General features: G+C 41.3%; 13 protein-coding genes, 4 tRNA genes and 1 other RNA gene. 8 read left to right on the forward strand and 10 right to left on the reverse strand.

The window, feature by feature from the left end:
• Positions 1 to 8: 8 nt before the first annotated feature.
• The 5 genes from NA23_RS05980 to NA23_RS06000 all read right to left on the reverse strand — a co-directional run bounded on the left by NA23_RS05980 (position 9) and on the right by NA23_RS06000 (position 3,765).
• The gene (locus tag NA23_RS05980; RefSeq protein WP_090223166.1) at positions 9 to 692 is read right to left on the reverse strand and encodes a thioredoxin family protein; all 684 of its coding nucleotides are present in this window, start codon (positions 690 to 692) and stop codon (positions 9 to 11) included.
• A 179-nt stretch (positions 693 to 871) separates the two neighbouring features.
• Positions 872 to 1,114, reverse strand: a complete 243-nt coding sequence (locus NA23_RS05985) for a glutaredoxin family protein (RefSeq protein WP_014451717.1) — start codon at positions 1,112 to 1,114, stop codon at positions 872 to 874.
• A 41-nt stretch (positions 1,115 to 1,155) separates the two neighbouring features.
• Positions 1,156 to 2,112, reverse strand: a complete 957-nt coding sequence (gene trxB, locus NA23_RS05990) for a thioredoxin-disulfide reductase (RefSeq protein WP_033191864.1) — start codon at positions 2,110 to 2,112, stop codon at positions 1,156 to 1,158.
• A 114-nt stretch (positions 2,113 to 2,226) separates the two neighbouring features.
• A complete protein-coding gene (pdo, locus tag NA23_RS05995) occupies positions 2,227 to 2,877 on the reverse strand; it encodes a protein disulfide oxidoreductase (RefSeq protein WP_033191865.1) in 651 nt (216 codons plus the stop codon).
• A gap of 129 nt (positions 2,878 to 3,006) precedes the next feature.
• Positions 3,007 to 3,765 (reverse strand): alpha/beta hydrolase, encoded by a 759-nt coding sequence (locus NA23_RS06000; protein WP_033191866.1) that lies wholly within the window; start codon positions 3,763 to 3,765, stop codon positions 3,007 to 3,009.
• Between the two features lie 127 nt (positions 3,766 to 3,892).
• Here NA23_RS06000 and NA23_RS06005 point away from each other — a divergent pair, with 127 nt between their 5' ends.
• Complete coding sequence (locus tag NA23_RS06005; RefSeq protein WP_033190913.1) at positions 3,893 to 4,822, forward strand: DDE-type integrase/transposase/recombinase; 930 nt, start codon at positions 3,893 to 3,895, stop codon at positions 4,820 to 4,822.
• 69 nt (positions 4,823 to 4,891) lie between these two features.
• Here NA23_RS06005 and NA23_RS06010 read toward each other — a convergent pair whose 3' ends face one another.
• The 4 genes from NA23_RS06010 to NA23_RS06025 are packed head-to-tail and all read right to left on the reverse strand — an operon-like array spanning position 4,892 to position 7,785.
• Entirely contained in the window at positions 4,892 to 5,710 is an 819-nt protein-coding gene (locus NA23_RS06010; RefSeq protein WP_033191867.1) for a metal ABC transporter permease, read from the reverse strand.
• A 17-nt stretch (positions 5,711 to 5,727) separates the two neighbouring features.
• Positions 5,728 to 6,492, reverse strand: a complete 765-nt coding sequence (locus tag NA23_RS06015) for a metal ABC transporter ATP-binding protein (protein ID WP_052107174.1) — start codon at positions 6,490 to 6,492, stop codon at positions 5,728 to 5,730.
• Positions 6,482 to 7,369: a metal ABC transporter substrate-binding protein gene (locus NA23_RS06020; protein ID WP_052107175.1), complete on the reverse strand. Its 888-nt coding sequence runs from the start codon at positions 7,367 to 7,369 to the stop codon at positions 6,482 to 6,484. Before NA23_RS06020 ends, NA23_RS06015 begins: the two co-directional genes overlap by 11 nt.
• Positions 7,370 to 7,389: 20 nt before the next feature.
• Positions 7,390 to 7,785, reverse strand: a complete 396-nt coding sequence (locus NA23_RS06025) for a Fur family transcriptional regulator (protein WP_052107176.1) — start codon at positions 7,783 to 7,785, stop codon at positions 7,390 to 7,392.
• Between the two features lie 265 nt (positions 7,786 to 8,050).
• Here NA23_RS06025 and NA23_RS06030 point away from each other — a divergent pair.
• The 7 genes from NA23_RS06030 to NA23_RS06060 all read left to right on the forward strand — a co-directional run bounded on the left by NA23_RS06030 (position 8,051) and on the right by NA23_RS06060 (position 12,413).
• A tRNA-Lys gene (locus NA23_RS06030) sits at positions 8,051 to 8,126 on the forward strand.
• A gap of 10 nt (positions 8,127 to 8,136) precedes the next feature.
• Positions 8,137 to 8,226, forward strand: a tRNA-Leu gene (locus NA23_RS06035).
• A 16-nt stretch (positions 8,227 to 8,242) separates the two neighbouring features.
• Positions 8,243 to 8,317: transfer RNA gene (locus NA23_RS06040), tRNA-Gly, on the forward strand.
• A 148-nt stretch (positions 8,318 to 8,465) separates the two neighbouring features.
• Positions 8,466 to 8,553: transfer RNA gene (locus NA23_RS06045), tRNA-Leu, on the forward strand.
• Positions 8,554 to 8,694: 141 nt separating this feature from the next.
• Positions 8,695 to 9,055: a transfer-messenger RNA gene (gene ssrA, locus NA23_RS06050) on the forward strand.
• 144 nt (positions 9,056 to 9,199) lie between these two features.
• Positions 9,200 to 11,416, forward strand: a complete 2,217-nt coding sequence (gene bglX / locus NA23_RS06055; RefSeq protein WP_275060697.1) for a beta-glucosidase BglX — start codon at positions 9,200 to 9,202, stop codon at positions 11,414 to 11,416.
• A gap of 43 nt (positions 11,417 to 11,459) precedes the next feature.
• The gene (locus NA23_RS06060; protein WP_052107177.1) at positions 11,460 to 12,413 is read left to right on the forward strand and encodes a radical SAM/SPASM domain-containing protein; all 954 of its coding nucleotides are present in this window, start codon (positions 11,460 to 11,462) and stop codon (positions 12,411 to 12,413) included.
• Positions 12,414 to 12,498: 85 nt separating this feature from the next.
• Here NA23_RS06060 and NA23_RS06065 read toward each other — a convergent pair whose 3' ends face one another.
• Complete coding sequence (locus NA23_RS06065; RefSeq protein WP_033191869.1) at positions 12,499 to 13,473, reverse strand: thiamine pyrophosphate-dependent enzyme; 975 nt, start codon at positions 13,471 to 13,473, stop codon at positions 12,499 to 12,501.
• Positions 13,474 to 13,476 lie beyond the last annotated feature (3 nt).

Raw genomic sequence — 13,476 nt, forward strand, 5'->3', positions numbered from 1 at the left:
GAGAGAAATCATTTTGACGAAATGAGAAGAACCCTGATTACGCCCATACTGTTGAGCTTTTTCGCAACATCCGTACTCGTCGTCACATACACCGTATTTATATCAACTTTACTTGGTACTGTCTCAACACTTTGAGCGTTTTTATCATTTTTCAGAACAAAATCGGCATCTTCTTTCTTAACATTCACTATCGTAGGTTTACCTTTGTAGTTGTCCTCTTTTTTTGAGTACTCTTCGAAGCTTCCTTTATAGTTATCATCGACAACTTTGACAATAAATCGCAGTGCTTTGAGAAAATCCGGAGCAGGCATGAAACCAGGAACTTGCGTTACTTGTCCTTGATCTTTTATAAACACAAACGTTGGTGTACCCCTAACACCAAATGCACCAAAGAGTTGGTCATTCGTATAAGTTTTTCCCAAAAAAGTAGTTTTGTAGGAGCCCGGCTCTATTTTTACATATACATAATTCCCTCTTAGAAATTCTTGAACATCTTTGTTTGAAAGGACCTCACTTTCAAACCGTCTGCAGTAATAGCATGTCGGTGAAGAAAAATTGACCAAGAGCAGTTTCTTTTCTATCTGTGATACTTTATGAGATATACCCAAATCCGTAAATGTGTATTCATAGCCAAAGCTAAGTGTTGTAATCAGAACAAGAAGCATGGAAAGAAGTCTAATTAGGTTCCTCATTTTCATCATTCCTTTCCAATCTTAAGATTTCGCACTTTGAATTTTTTCATAAACAACCTTGAGAAAAACCTAAGGATCGGACAACTGAACTTCATACATTCTCACCTCTCCAGATTCCAAATTTCTTTATTGTGAAAAATAACACGGAAGGCTTTCGCCTTCCGTATTACACCCAATTCTTAGCTAATTCCAAGGATTCTGTCGATTCTTGCTTTGTCAAATCCAACGATGATTTGATTACCTATCTCGATAACTGGAACACCCATCTGTCCGGATTTTCTAATCATCTCTTCCGCACCTTTTCTGTCTTTCGATACATCTACTTCAGTAAATGGTATTCCAAGCTGTCTGAAGTACTCTTTTGCCCTTCTGCACCACGGACAGGTTGGCGTTGTGTAGATTTTAACTTTGACATGTGCCATACTCTCACCTCCATCGCTGCACATTTTTTATTTTTATGATATTAGAAGTATTTCTTTGCAGCGTGTTCAACGGCTATAGCACCGTCTGCAGCTGCGGTGACTATTTGTCTCAAATTCTTGGTCCTGATGTCACCAACTGCGTAGATTCCTGGTACGTTTGTTTCCATATTCTCATCAGTGATTATGTATCCGTAGTCGTTCATATCAACAAGACCTTTGAATATTTGCGTTTGTGGAACTAATCCAACGTATATGAACACACCTTCTGCTTTTATAACCTGTTCTTCTTTCGTATCGTTGTTTACTATAACGACCTCTTCAACCTTGCTTGTTCCTCTAATCTCTTTCACAATGTGATTTGTGATAACCTTAATTTTTGGATTATTGAGCACCCTCTCTTGTAAGACCTTCGCCGCTGTTAAATACGGTAAATTCTGAACCATGGTGATGCTTTTAACAATCTTTGAAAGGAAGTGCGATTCATCGCAAGCGCTATCTCCGCCACCTACAACTACTACATCCTTATCTTTGAAAAGATAACCATCACAAGCAGCGCAGTAGGTGACTCCTCTACCTCTGAACTCTGCTTCGCCAGGTACGCCAAGTTTCCTTGGTTCTGTACCAGTGGCAAGAATTACAACCTTGGCTTTTACTTTATTTCCGTCGTCAAGTTCAACAACTTTGTAATCACCTTCAACATACACTTTTTGTGCAAAAGCATAGTGGAATTCAGCCCCAAAGTGTTTTGCATGGTCGGCGAATTTTTGTCCTAAAGCTTGCCCTTCAATACTTATCTCACCAGGCCAGTTTTCAACAACATGTGTTTGAGTAACCGCACCACCTTCGATGGCCTTTTCTATAACGAGAGCTGTTAAACCAGCCCTTCTTGCGTAAATAGCAGCCGTAAGTCCTGCTGGACCACCACCGATGATAGCTATGTCGTAATATTCCTTTAGATTTCCACCAAAGCTTCCCATGTCGAATTCAAATCCGCTCATACAAACACCTCCCATGTAAAATTATTCGCTTTTTTAAAAACTCAGGGCACAAGTGATTGTGCCCTGAAGTAGTAAGATTCTCTTCTAAAATTCTAACGTTCGATTAGTCTTTACTTACTCTGCAAGGTCAAGAACTTGCTGTAAGAACTGTGGTTCCGGATATGCACCTATAAAGAACTTGTCTGGATTTCTGTTGATCGCTATATGCGGTACTGACGAAACTCCAAATTGCTCACTCAGGTCAAAGAATTCGTTGGCTTCTATAACTTCTGCCGTTACCATATCACTTGCAAGAGCCATGTTAAATGCTGTAAGTGCAGCCCTTGGACAGTATGGACACGTTGGCGTTACAAAAACACTTATCTTCACTGGCTTATCAAGATTCTTAAGTGTTTCGACTGTCGATGGTGAGAGCTGTGGCGTTGCATTGTTTCCAAAAGTCGTCATGATTTGAATAAGCGTTCCAAACTCATGTCCTGACGGTATACCGTAGAATCTAACGCCTCTATCTTTGCCGTCTTCAAGTGTCACAATAAGTGCTGGAACAAATTCAACGTTGTATTCCTTTGCTTTCTCACTATCTTTGTGGTATTTTTCTACCGTTATCTTATCTGAAAGTTCTTTTACTTCGTCCAACAGTTGACTTTCCAAGTCGCAGTACTCGCAGTCTTCTCCATGGAAGAAAACCAGCTTAACACTATTCTTGAGTTCCTTCGCGAACAAGTCCTGTAAATACTTTCTGTCTTTTTCTTGTAATAATCCCATCTAAAAACACCTCCACTTTTACTTTGCGCTCTTATTATACACCATTAATACCAAGTTAGGATTAACTAATTGTAAAAAGTAGACAAAATTTGTCTACATTTATAATATCATACATTTTTAACTTGTCAACTATCCTTTCAACCACTCAATAACAGCTTTGGTAACTTCTTCCTTTTCTACATCATTGCTAAGAACATGACCAGATTTTTCAAAAATGAGCAATTTCCTTTTTTCAGACCTGATGTTCTTGTATATAAACTCAGCTGCTGACAAAGGAACCGTGTTATCGTTCCTTGCAGCTACAACAAGAGTATCACTTGTAATCTCTGAAACTTTCTTTCTTGCTTCTTTCATAAGTCTGTACAGCTCAGCAGCCTGCTTAGGCCAGTTATACGACCAATACTCGTTTTTCAAATACTGCAACTCCGGATCATCATAACGTTCGTCATTCTGCCTAATCATTTTTTTCTTAAAGAGAGCTAATAGCGGTGTCAAAGCGATTCTGTTATCAAATACGTGTGTTGCTGCTGCAAGAGTCACCAGTTTTTTAGGTTTCAAGTTGGCTGCCATGATGAGCGCAATAACTCCACCCATCGATAGACCCACTATATAGACTTCTTTGCACAGACCTTGAAGGTCGTAGTAAGCATCGTAAGCTCTTCTAAGCCAGTCGTGCCGCGTTGTTGTTAGGAAGTCTTCTCCACAAGTTCCATGTCCTGGCAATCTTGGAACAGAGACCGTGAATCCAGCTTTGTTTAGTTCGCTTGCCATGTACTCAAAATCATGGGGCGAACCAGTGTAACCGTGGACCACAAGAACTCCTGTTTCCCCTCCATGAAGAAATATGGGCAAGGATTTTCTTACTGTACGACAGTTAACGAATTCCATGACAATCCCCCTATCTTTGGCCTGATGCTGTTAACTAAAAGTATTGAAAATTTCCAAAAACCGTATTATCTTCTTATTAGTGGAACACCCCCCACCATCAATTCTCACAAAAAGGAGGTACTCCACTATGCAAAATTCTGTAGTCTCTTGCCCCAAATGCGGCTCTACCAACATCTACAAAAACGGTCATGATAAGTACGGTAACCAACAATACTTTTGCAAAGACTGTAAGCGCACTTTCAGACTTGTTCATTCAAAAAAACACAAGCTCTTCTCTTTCCCTTATCCTAAATGCCCTGTCTGTGGAAAAACTATGCAAATCCACAAAATCAAAAAAGCCTTCGTTAAGTTCCGTTGCCGTTCTTGCCATACCAGAGACGAAATCCCAACTAACTTACCTCAATTTGTCCCTCTTCCTTTCGACTCTTTCAAGTTCTTCCGTTTCCCTATCTTTATTGTCCTTAAAGCCTTCGTCCTTTATTTCAAAGCTGTGTCCTTGCGTTCCATCAGAGACTCACTTAATATCAAAGTCTCTCATGTCGCTATCTACAAGTGGATCCTTAAGTTGTCTTGTTTCTTTTCCATCCTCGTTCCTGTAGATGCTTTCAAAGTCCATGGTGATGAAACTGTCGTTTTGTTTAAATCCAAAAAGTACTACGTTTGGTTCTTAGTTGAGCACGATTCGAATCTTATTGTTGCTTGGCATGTATCCAAATATCGCGATATGGGTCAAGTGAAGATATTGTTAGAGAAGTTCTTTGGTAACAACGAAAGAGAAATCGAACTAATCACTGATGGACTTGGTGCGTATGGTGCAGTGAAGATACTATACAAGAATATCAACCATATAGTTGTGAGACTTGGGCAGAACAATCAATGTGAATCTAAATTTTCGTTATTCCAAGACTTTGTACGAGCCAAGCGTGGATTTAAGAATATTGACAATCTTCCAATGTACGTAAACAGCTTTTGTGTAGTGAGAAATCTCTTGAAACTGAACGGGAATGATATTGCGCGTGTTATGAGTGTTCTATTGTCTTCCATCACTACAAGTTAACAGCATCTTTGGCCTTGGTAATCGTGTTTTGTTAGACCGTTCTGATTATACCACACAACGTTAAGTTTTTCATTGCCCGTTCTTAGATTTTGCAAAAAGTGTTGAAATCAAGAATGCCGTAAACAAAAACAAAACTATCGTCGGACCAGGTGGCAAATCAAAGTAGTAAGCGGTTACAAACCCCAATAAGGAGAGCATAAAGTTGAATACTACTGACCGAAGTATTGCAGAAGTCAGTGACTTAGCATAGTTCTTAGAAAACGCACCTGGAAGCACTAAGAAAGCTCCCATGACAATTACACCAGCAAGCTTTAGAGCTGCAACCACAACAGTTGAGACAAGGACAAGAACTAGGAATCTTATAACATTTGTTTTTATCCCGTAGAATTTAGCCATCGTTTCATCGGCAAGCCAGTAAGAAATCTCATAGTGTTTCCACAGTAAAATCAGAATGGAAAACACAAGCACCGCAGCGATGAAGTAGATATCATGTTTTGAAATAAGCAAGATATTCCCAAAAAGATAAGACGTCACATCAGTTGTGTAGCGCTCAGACTTTGAGAATAATATTACACCTAAAGACATAAAGACCGGTAGTAGCATTCCAATTGCGGTGCTTTCCGCAATTTGTGTATCGTTGCTCAAAACATATACAAGGTATGCGAAGAGCAGAGTCGCAAGAACGGAACCGAGTAATATGTTGAAATTGAATATGACAGCAAATGCTACACCAGCAAAAATCGCATGCGCCAGACCGTCACCTATAAATTCTAACCTTTTGTACACTATAACAGGAGAAACCATACCTGTCACAAACGCAATCAGCACATTTGCAATCAAGGCATCTCTTAGAAATTCGTAATTAAGCAAATCAGTTATAAAAGCCATTATCTCACGTCCTATCTCTAGTCAGGTGTCTTATGAGAATTGCTATTTTCATGTGTATGCTCTATCTCGTAGTGCGAGTGTGCCCGTATCCAGATATCGAACTCGCCAAAGAGTTTTTTAACATCCTCTGGTCTGATTTCTCGTGTTGGTCCATGACAATGTAAAGTTTTGTTGAGGCACATGACCGTTTTGCACTTTTCGAAAACCATACCTATGTCATGACTCACCATCAGTATTGTAATTCCCCATTTTTCGTTCATTTCGTAGAGTAAATCGTAAAATCGGGCCTTCCCCATTTCGTCTACACCTGACTCAGGTTCATCGAGTATAACGATATCTGGTTTTGACACAATCGCCCTTGCCAAAGATACCCTTTGATACTGACCCCCGGAGAGTGTACCAACGAGTCTTTCTCCAAAGCACTCCAAACCAACTTTAGTCAGTGCTTCATCGACCAACTTTCTCCAGTTCTTTTCTTTTCTAATGGAAACTCTAACGAAATCGTATACACTGATGGGAAACTCTCTGTTGAATGACGAAAGTTGAGGTACGTAGCCAACCTTTCCATTTAATACAATCTCGCCTTCGTAGGGTATCATTCCCAAGAGTGCCTTTATCAAAGTAGACTTTCCGGCACCGTTGGGACCAATTATTCCAACAAAATCTTTCTTAAATACTTTGAAACTCACGTTCCTTAAGACCTCAATTTGCCCGTACCTAACGGAAAGGTTCCTTACAGTAATCACCGATTCAAGGTTTCGTTCAGCTATACTATTTACCATATGCTGCCTCCCGTATTGATTTGTACGCGTTTTCAAAAAGCTCTGTTACTGTCTTAACGTTGTATCCAAGTGGATCAAGAATTTTGAAATCCCTTCCCAGTTCCTTAGCCACAACTTTTATCGATTCCGTTTTAAACTGAGGCCCAACAAAGATTCCCAATAAGTTGCCCTTCTTAGCTTGCGCAATGATATTCTTGATATGCTGTGCAGATGGCTCTTTACCATGTCCTTCCTCAACAGCCAGAACTTTTACGTTGTACTTTTTGAAGAAATAAAGATAAGACGGATGTTCCAGAATGACGGTGAGCTCCTGTTTATTCTTTGATACATCGGCAAATAGTTTGTCGAACTTCTGAGAAATTTCCTTGAGTGATACGATGATTTTATTCGCATTTTGCGAATAGATGCGAGCGTTTTGTGGATCAACCTTGACAAGTTCATCCCTTATTGCAGGAATTATGTAGTCTGTGAGAAAGTCTATAGAAAGCCATACGTGAGGGTTATACGTGATTTCGTTGTTTTCCGCGTGTTCATCATGCTCATCGCTTTTGGATAAATACTTTTTCGGCACCTTTTCACCGACGAATAAGACATTCTTGTAATTCTTCAAATAGCTGTTATCGAGCCCTAAACCGTTTGCGACGATTAAATCAGCCTTTGATAAGGTCTTAACATCGCTAACTGTTGGATTAAATACATGTGGGTTACTTCCTGGTTTTATAAGCAAGTTAACATCCGCCTTGTCACCAACAATTTCTTTTACAATAAGATAGTACGGATTGATTGTTGCAACGATATTTACCGCATAGACCTGAATGAAAAAGACCAGTAATAAAACCGCTATTACGAATTTTCCCAATCTGCCTGAGAATTCCATACTTTCTACCTCCTTACGAGTTATGCATTCGCATTTTCTGTCTTATCTATTAAGCTATCTTGATAACACTTTTCACACAGTCCTGTGAAAAGCACGAAGTGTTCATAAACTTTGAAATTAAAATGTGTAGAGACGTATTTTTCATATTCTTCCATAAAGCATGTCTCAATGGGGTAAAGCTTCCCGCACTGAACACAGCGGAAAAAGTGCCTGTGGGATTCTGAAGAATAATAATAAGTACATTCGTCCAACGAGAAGCGCTTCAAATAACCGTTTTGGTAGAGATATTCGAGTGCGCGATAAATTGTCGTTAAACTCATTTCCTTTAACCGATTACTGACTTCGTACGCGGTCAGCGGGACTGCTGAGTTCAGTATTTCCTTGTAGACAAGCTCCCTATTCTTTGTCATCCTCATTTTTCCTACCTCCAATCTTCAAAAATTGAATCACACAATGGATGGTTAGCCAGATTTTTTGCAAATGATTTTCATTTTCATATTAAATATACCACTCCGTTTCAAAAAGTCAAGAGCGACTAATCATCTTTGATTTTCAAGTCAAGACTACTATAGACACTTTGGAAATGCATATTTTAAAAATTTCATTCCAAACTACTTGACACCTAAAATCCCTTGTGGTATTATGTTTAACGGCACGTCTAACAAAAGACGCCACAAAGGTGACCTGGTAGCTCAGCAGGTAGAGCACCTGACTTTTAATCAGGGGGTCGCGGGTTCGAATCCCGCCCGGGTCACCAGAAGATAGGTGCGAGAGTGGCGGAATTGGCAGACGCGCTGGACTTAGAATCCAGTGGGACTGATAATCCCGTGAGGGTTCAAATCCCTCCTCTCGCACCAAAAGGAAAGTTATCGAGCGGGTGTAGCTCAGCGGTAGAGCACTTGCTTGCCAAGCAAGGGGTCGCGGGTTCGAAACCCGTCACCCGCTCCAGAAATCGATAGTGCGAGCGCACATGCGCTCGTTTTTTATCGAATGATATACTTCAGAGGTTTCGTTTATCATATTAAAAACGAGTATGGATCTTGACGAAAGTTTAGTTGTGTGGTATAATATTTACTGGCTAAAGTAAAAAATTGATGCCGAGGTGGCGGAATTGGCAGACGCACATGGTTGAGGGCCATGCGGTCATTGGGACCGTGCGGGTTCAAATCCCGCCCTCGGCACCAGAATGAGTAAGCGCCCTTTACAGGGCGTTGTTTTTTCGGTAATGTATAACAAAATGTATAACAAAAATATTTGAACGAACCGACGTGACACGAGGTCTAAATAATTGGAGAGTTAATGAAAGAAAGTTTTTAATATTCAAAGGGGGCGAACGGTCTCGACGGGGGTAAGCCCTCTTTGGAAGCGAGCCGAGGTTGCCTGCCGTCCTCGTAAAAAAACGGCAGGGAAAAAGATAAGTGCCAACGAATACGTTCCTCTCGCTGCCTAATTAACAGGTAGCCGTCCACTACGAGGTTTGGCCAGCGCCTCGTAGCTGGGCGTGACCCAGCTGGCCAGGTAGCTCAGATGCGCCTCACATCTGAGACTACCTTACCTAGTGAGGCTGGTCAACCAGTAGCCTGTCTGTGGGCGACTGGTTGACGAGAAACAAAACACAGACTGCGCTCGGAGATGCCAAAGAGGGTTTACTTTCGGACGCGGGTTCGATTCCCGCCGCCTCCACCAGATTAAAAAGTGAAGAAATCAAAAAGGCCCTGATTTATCAGGGCTTTTTTGATTTTATAAGCTGATAAGCAAATACCAGAAAATGATTAGATGTGTTGCATTTTGTGATTTCAAGCGTTAACATAGATAGGAGAGAATCTAAGAATAGCTAACCGTGAAGATGCTTTCAATGAGGAGGAGCTTGCAATGGCACAAAAAGTCAACATTGAAGAGCTTTTGAAATCGATGACACTAAAAGAAAAGATAGGGCAGCTAACGCAGTTGGCACCGTTTTTCTTTAAGGACAGTGCAAAAGGAATAGTAACAGGTCCTATGGAAGCTTTGGGTATTAAGGATTCAGATATTTGGAACGCTGGCTCTGTCTTAGGAACGGCTGGTGCAGAGGAAACAATTGAGATACAGAAATTGTATTTGGAAAGAAACGAGAAGAAAATCCCTTTGATGTTCATGGCAGATATAATTCACGGGTACAGAACGATTTTTCCAATTCCTCTTGCTTTGGGATGCACATGGGATGAGAATTTGGTCGAAAAGGTTGCAAGGGTGTCTGCAATTGAGGCCTCTGCTGGTGGTGTTCACGTTACTTTTTCCCCTATGGTCGACCTTGTCAGAGACCCAAGATGGGGACGAGTGATGGAATCGACGGGCGAAGATCCTTACTTGAATAGCGTCATGGCACGTGCTTTTGTAAGGGGTTACCAAGGCGGTGACATTTCAAAAGAGGGAAATATCGCATCGTGTGTAAAACATTTTGCTGCTTATGGTGCAGTAGAAGGTGGAAGGGAATACAATACTGTCGATGTCTCTGAAAGGATGCTCAGAGAATTCTATTTGCCATCGTATAAGGCGGCCATAGATGAAGGCTGTAAAATGGTTATGACTTCATTTAACATCGTCAACAGCATCCCTTCGTCCGGTAACAAGTGGCTCCTCAGAGGAATATTAAGAGGCGAGTGGGGATTCGATGGCGTAACTATATCCGACTGGGGTGCTATAAAGGAATTGATTCCCCATGGTGTTGCGGAAGATGAGAAAGAAGCTGCGAGGAAGGCTATACAAGCTGGTGTTGACATCGACATGATGTCTGGATGCTATGCCAAACACTTGGAGGAACTAGTAGAGGAAGGACAGGTTGACATTAAACTCATCGATGAGGCAGTTTACAGAGTGCTGAAGTTAAAAGAAGAGCTCGGCTTGTTTGAAAATCCATTCAAAGGTGTGGACAAGGAAAAAGAAAAGAGAGTTGTGTTGTGCGAAGAACATAGAAGGATAGCCCGTGAAGTTGCAGCAGCGTCTATTGTTTTGTTAAAAAACGAAAATGTATTGCCATTCAACAAAGACATAAAGAAATTGGCCATAATAGGTCCTTATGCCGATGAGCATGCGATACTCGGTCCTTGGTCTTGGCAAGGAAGATGGGAAGAAACAGTCTCTCTAAAAGAGGGAATAATCAACAAGATAGGTGAAAGTAAAGTGTTAGTCGAAAAGGGTTGTGAGACAGAAGGAGAAAGCGATGCGCAATATAAAGAATCTCTTAAGAAAGCTTTAAAGGCAGCAAGTGAAGCAGACGCAGTGATATTAGCCCTTGGTGAGCACTACGATATGAGTGGAGAAGCAAGGAGCAGAGCGTTTATAACACTGCCGGGTAGACAAGAAGATTTGGCAAGGGAAATCATAAAGCTTCGAAAACCAACGGTTGTTATACTTTTCAATGGAAGACCTTTAGAAATCAGAGAATTATATAAAATTGCACCTGCAGTGCTTGAAGCATGGTTCCCCGGCACTGAGGGTGGTAACGCAATTGCCGATATTCTTTTCGCTGATAAAATCCCTTCAGCAAAACTGACCATGAGCTTCCCATATACAGTCGGCCAAATACCTGTATACTACAATCACTTCAACACTGGTAGGCCAAAACCAAGTGAAGATAGCACCGAAAGGTTTTGTTCCCATTACGTCGATATCCCAAACGCTCCTTTGTTGCCCTTCGGTTTTGGATTGAGCTATACGCAATACGAATATTCCAAAATTGAATTAGATAAAAACATACTACACGGAAATGATTCCATTAAGGCAACAGTGAAAATCAAGAATGTTGGAAAGTATCCCGGAGACGAAATTGTCCAATTATATATACGTGACTTAACTGCAAGTGTAGTTAGGCCCGTTAAAGAACTGAAAGGGTTCAAGAAAATACATTTAGAGGTCGGAGAGGAAAAAGAAGCTGTCTTTGAAATCACCGAAGATATGCTTAGATTCTATAACGAGAACATGGAATACATTTCAGAAAAAGGTAAGTTTTTGCTCATGATAGGGCCAAATTCACGGGATTTGCAGACGGTAGAATTCGAGTACAGATAACATCTTCTCGGTATCAAAATTAGGTCGTCTTGGAGGTGCCGAAATGATGCATCGAACCAGACCTCGTCCAAAGAACATTGAATTTGAGATAACTACTGCCTGTAACTACAGATGTCTGCACTGCTATTGTAACGCTGGAAGTAGGTCAAGGTACGAGTTATTAACAGAGCAGATAAAATCAGTCATAGACCAGCTTGTTGAAGCTGACGCTGAGCTGCTTGATATAGTCGGTGGTGAACCGCTTGTGCGCTCAGATATTTATGAAATACTCTCCTACGGTCACGAAAAGGGTCTGCAAATGATGATGAACACGAACGCATCTTTGGTAACGAAAGAAGTTGCGAAAAAACTCAAAAGCGTTTGCCCAGATTTATTAATTGGCGTTTCCGTTGATGGCCCAACTCCAGATGTGCATGAAGCAGTGAGAGGAAAAGGAACGTTTGAAAAAACCATGAATGGCCTAAGAAACCTCCTTGATGAAGGTTTTGATGTTACAATGCTTTTCGTCGTAAACGCATTAAATTACAAATATATCGACGATATGTTAGAGCTGGCAGCATCTTTGGGCACGCACTTGTACGTTGATCGTTTTGTACCAGTGGGGAGAGGATTGTTACACAAAGGCCTGCTTACGCCCACAAGTGAGCAGATAGAATCTGTTGCAAGGAAGCTTGAAGCTTACGAAGGACCAGTAACATTATTCATTGAAGAGAATATTTCTGGCGGTGAGTGTACGGCTGGCAGGACCCACGCTTCTATACTGGTTGACGGAACGGTTGTCCCATGTGGGCACTTCAGGTACAATCCTGAATTCTACATGGGAAATGTGAATGAAAAACCATTTAAAGAAATTTGGTATAGCTATAATCCTGACGTTCTTGTTCCAGAAAAATGTACAATCTGTCCGCTATATAAAACAAGTTGTAATGCAGGTTGCCTTGCGTATTCTCATTTGATTTACAAAGACACCGATAAACTCGTTTGTAAAACGTACTAGAGTTATTGAAAAATTTGGCTAAAAGGTCAAAAATGAAGGCTCCGGCAACAACCGGAGCCTTTTGTATAAGCTTCTCAATTTCCAACTATCTGACTGGTTTATCTTTAGTCACTTCTTCAAGTGCAAGTAGCCTTTCGTACCTTGTATTAACGTATTCTTGGAGTTCGTCGATGATTTCTTGAGCATCTGGCCTGGAAAGTAATGGTTTGAATCTGCCTTGCGATTTGATGTATTCGGCCACTGGTTTTGGATTCGTTACCTTCTTTGTTACACGGTAGACTCCTCTTTCTACTTCGTAAAGTGGCCAGTAAAGTGTTTCGATTGCGAGTTTACTTACTTCGACTGACTTGTCGTCAGCAACGCGCCAGAACCTTACACATGGTGAGTAGGCAGCAATGAACGATGGTCCGTCGAATTCAAGTGCTTTTTCTATTTTCTTCATGAAATCCATGGGCTCTGCAATAGATACCGTTGCAACGTACACGTTTTCGTGAGCTGCCATTATTTCAACGATGTTCTTTTTAAGTTGTAGCTTTCCGGGGAGCTTCTTCCCAACGGGAGCCGTTGTTGTATCAGAACCCGGAGGTGTTGCACCAGACCTTTGGTTACCGGTGTTCATGTATCCCTCGTTGTCGTAAACAATGTATATGAACTTGTGGCCTCTTTCAACAGCACCGGAGAGTGACTGCAATCCGATATCGTACGTTCCGCCGTCACCACCAAAGGCGAAGAATGCATATTTCTTATCCTTGTCGAGTTCTCCTTTTTTTAGCAAAGCCCTGTACGCGGTCTCAACACCGCTTATCGTAGCAGCAACGTTTTCAAATGCGTTGTGAATGTAAGGAATGTTCCAAGATGTGTAAGGATAAATTGTCGTTGAGACTTCCAAACAACCGGTTGCAAGACCAATAACGGGTTCATAACCTTTTGCGATTGCTGTCATGAGTGCGAATCTGACTACGTTTGGTGCAGCACAACCCGGACACATTCTGTGTCCCTGAGTCATTCCAGGGTTCTTGTCGTGGAACAACTTCGCAAGTTCTATAGCATTTAGTGGCATCTA

Origin of the sequence: Fervidobacterium islandicum, from assembly GCF_000767275.3 — a bacterium.
Taxonomy (GTDB): Bacteria; Thermotogota; Thermotogae; order Thermotogales; family Fervidobacteriaceae; genus Fervidobacterium; species Fervidobacterium islandicum.

What these genes read in the sequence shown, in the direction of transcription:
- NA23_RS05980 (WP_090223166.1), bottom strand. Translation starts at nt 692, where the DNA reads ATGAGGAACCTAATTAGACTTCTTTCCATGCTTCTTGTTCTGATTACA.
- NA23_RS05985 (WP_014451717.1), bottom strand. Translation starts at nt 1,114, where the DNA reads ATGGCACATGTCAAAGTTAAAATCTACACAACGCCAACCTGTCCGTGG.
- trxB (WP_033191864.1), bottom strand. Translation starts at nt 2,112, where the DNA reads ATGAGCGGATTTGAATTCGACATGGGAAGCTTTGGTGGAAATCTAAAG.
- pdo (WP_033191865.1), bottom strand. Translation starts at nt 2,877, where the DNA reads ATGGGATTATTACAAGAAAAAGACAGAAAGTATTTACAGGACTTGTTC.
- NA23_RS06000 (WP_033191866.1), bottom strand. Translation starts at nt 3,765, where the DNA reads ATGGAATTCGTTAACTGTCGTACAGTAAGAAAATCCTTGCCCATATTT.
- NA23_RS06005 (WP_033190913.1), top strand. Translation starts at nt 3,893, where the DNA reads ATGCAAAATTCTGTAGTCTCTTGCCCCAAATGCGGCTCTACCAACATC.
- NA23_RS06010 (WP_033191867.1), bottom strand. Translation starts at nt 5,710, where the DNA reads ATGGCTTTTATAACTGATTTGCTTAATTACGAATTTCTAAGAGATGCC.
- NA23_RS06015 (WP_052107174.1), bottom strand. Translation starts at nt 6,492, where the DNA reads ATGGTAAATAGTATAGCTGAACGAAACCTTGAATCGGTGATTACTGTA.
- NA23_RS06020 (WP_052107175.1), bottom strand. Translation starts at nt 7,369, where the DNA reads ATGGAATTCTCAGGCAGATTGGGAAAATTCGTAATAGCGGTTTTATTA.
- NA23_RS06025 (WP_052107176.1), bottom strand. Translation starts at nt 7,785, where the DNA reads ATGAGGATGACAAAGAATAGGGAGCTTGTCTACAAGGAAATACTGAAC.
- NA23_RS06060 (WP_052107177.1), top strand. Translation starts at nt 11,460, where the DNA reads ATGATGCATCGAACCAGACCTCGTCCAAAGAACATTGAATTTGAGATA.
- NA23_RS06065 (WP_033191869.1), bottom strand. Translation starts at nt 13,473, where the DNA reads ATGCCACTAAATGCTATAGAACTTGCGAAGTTGTTCCACGACAAGAAC.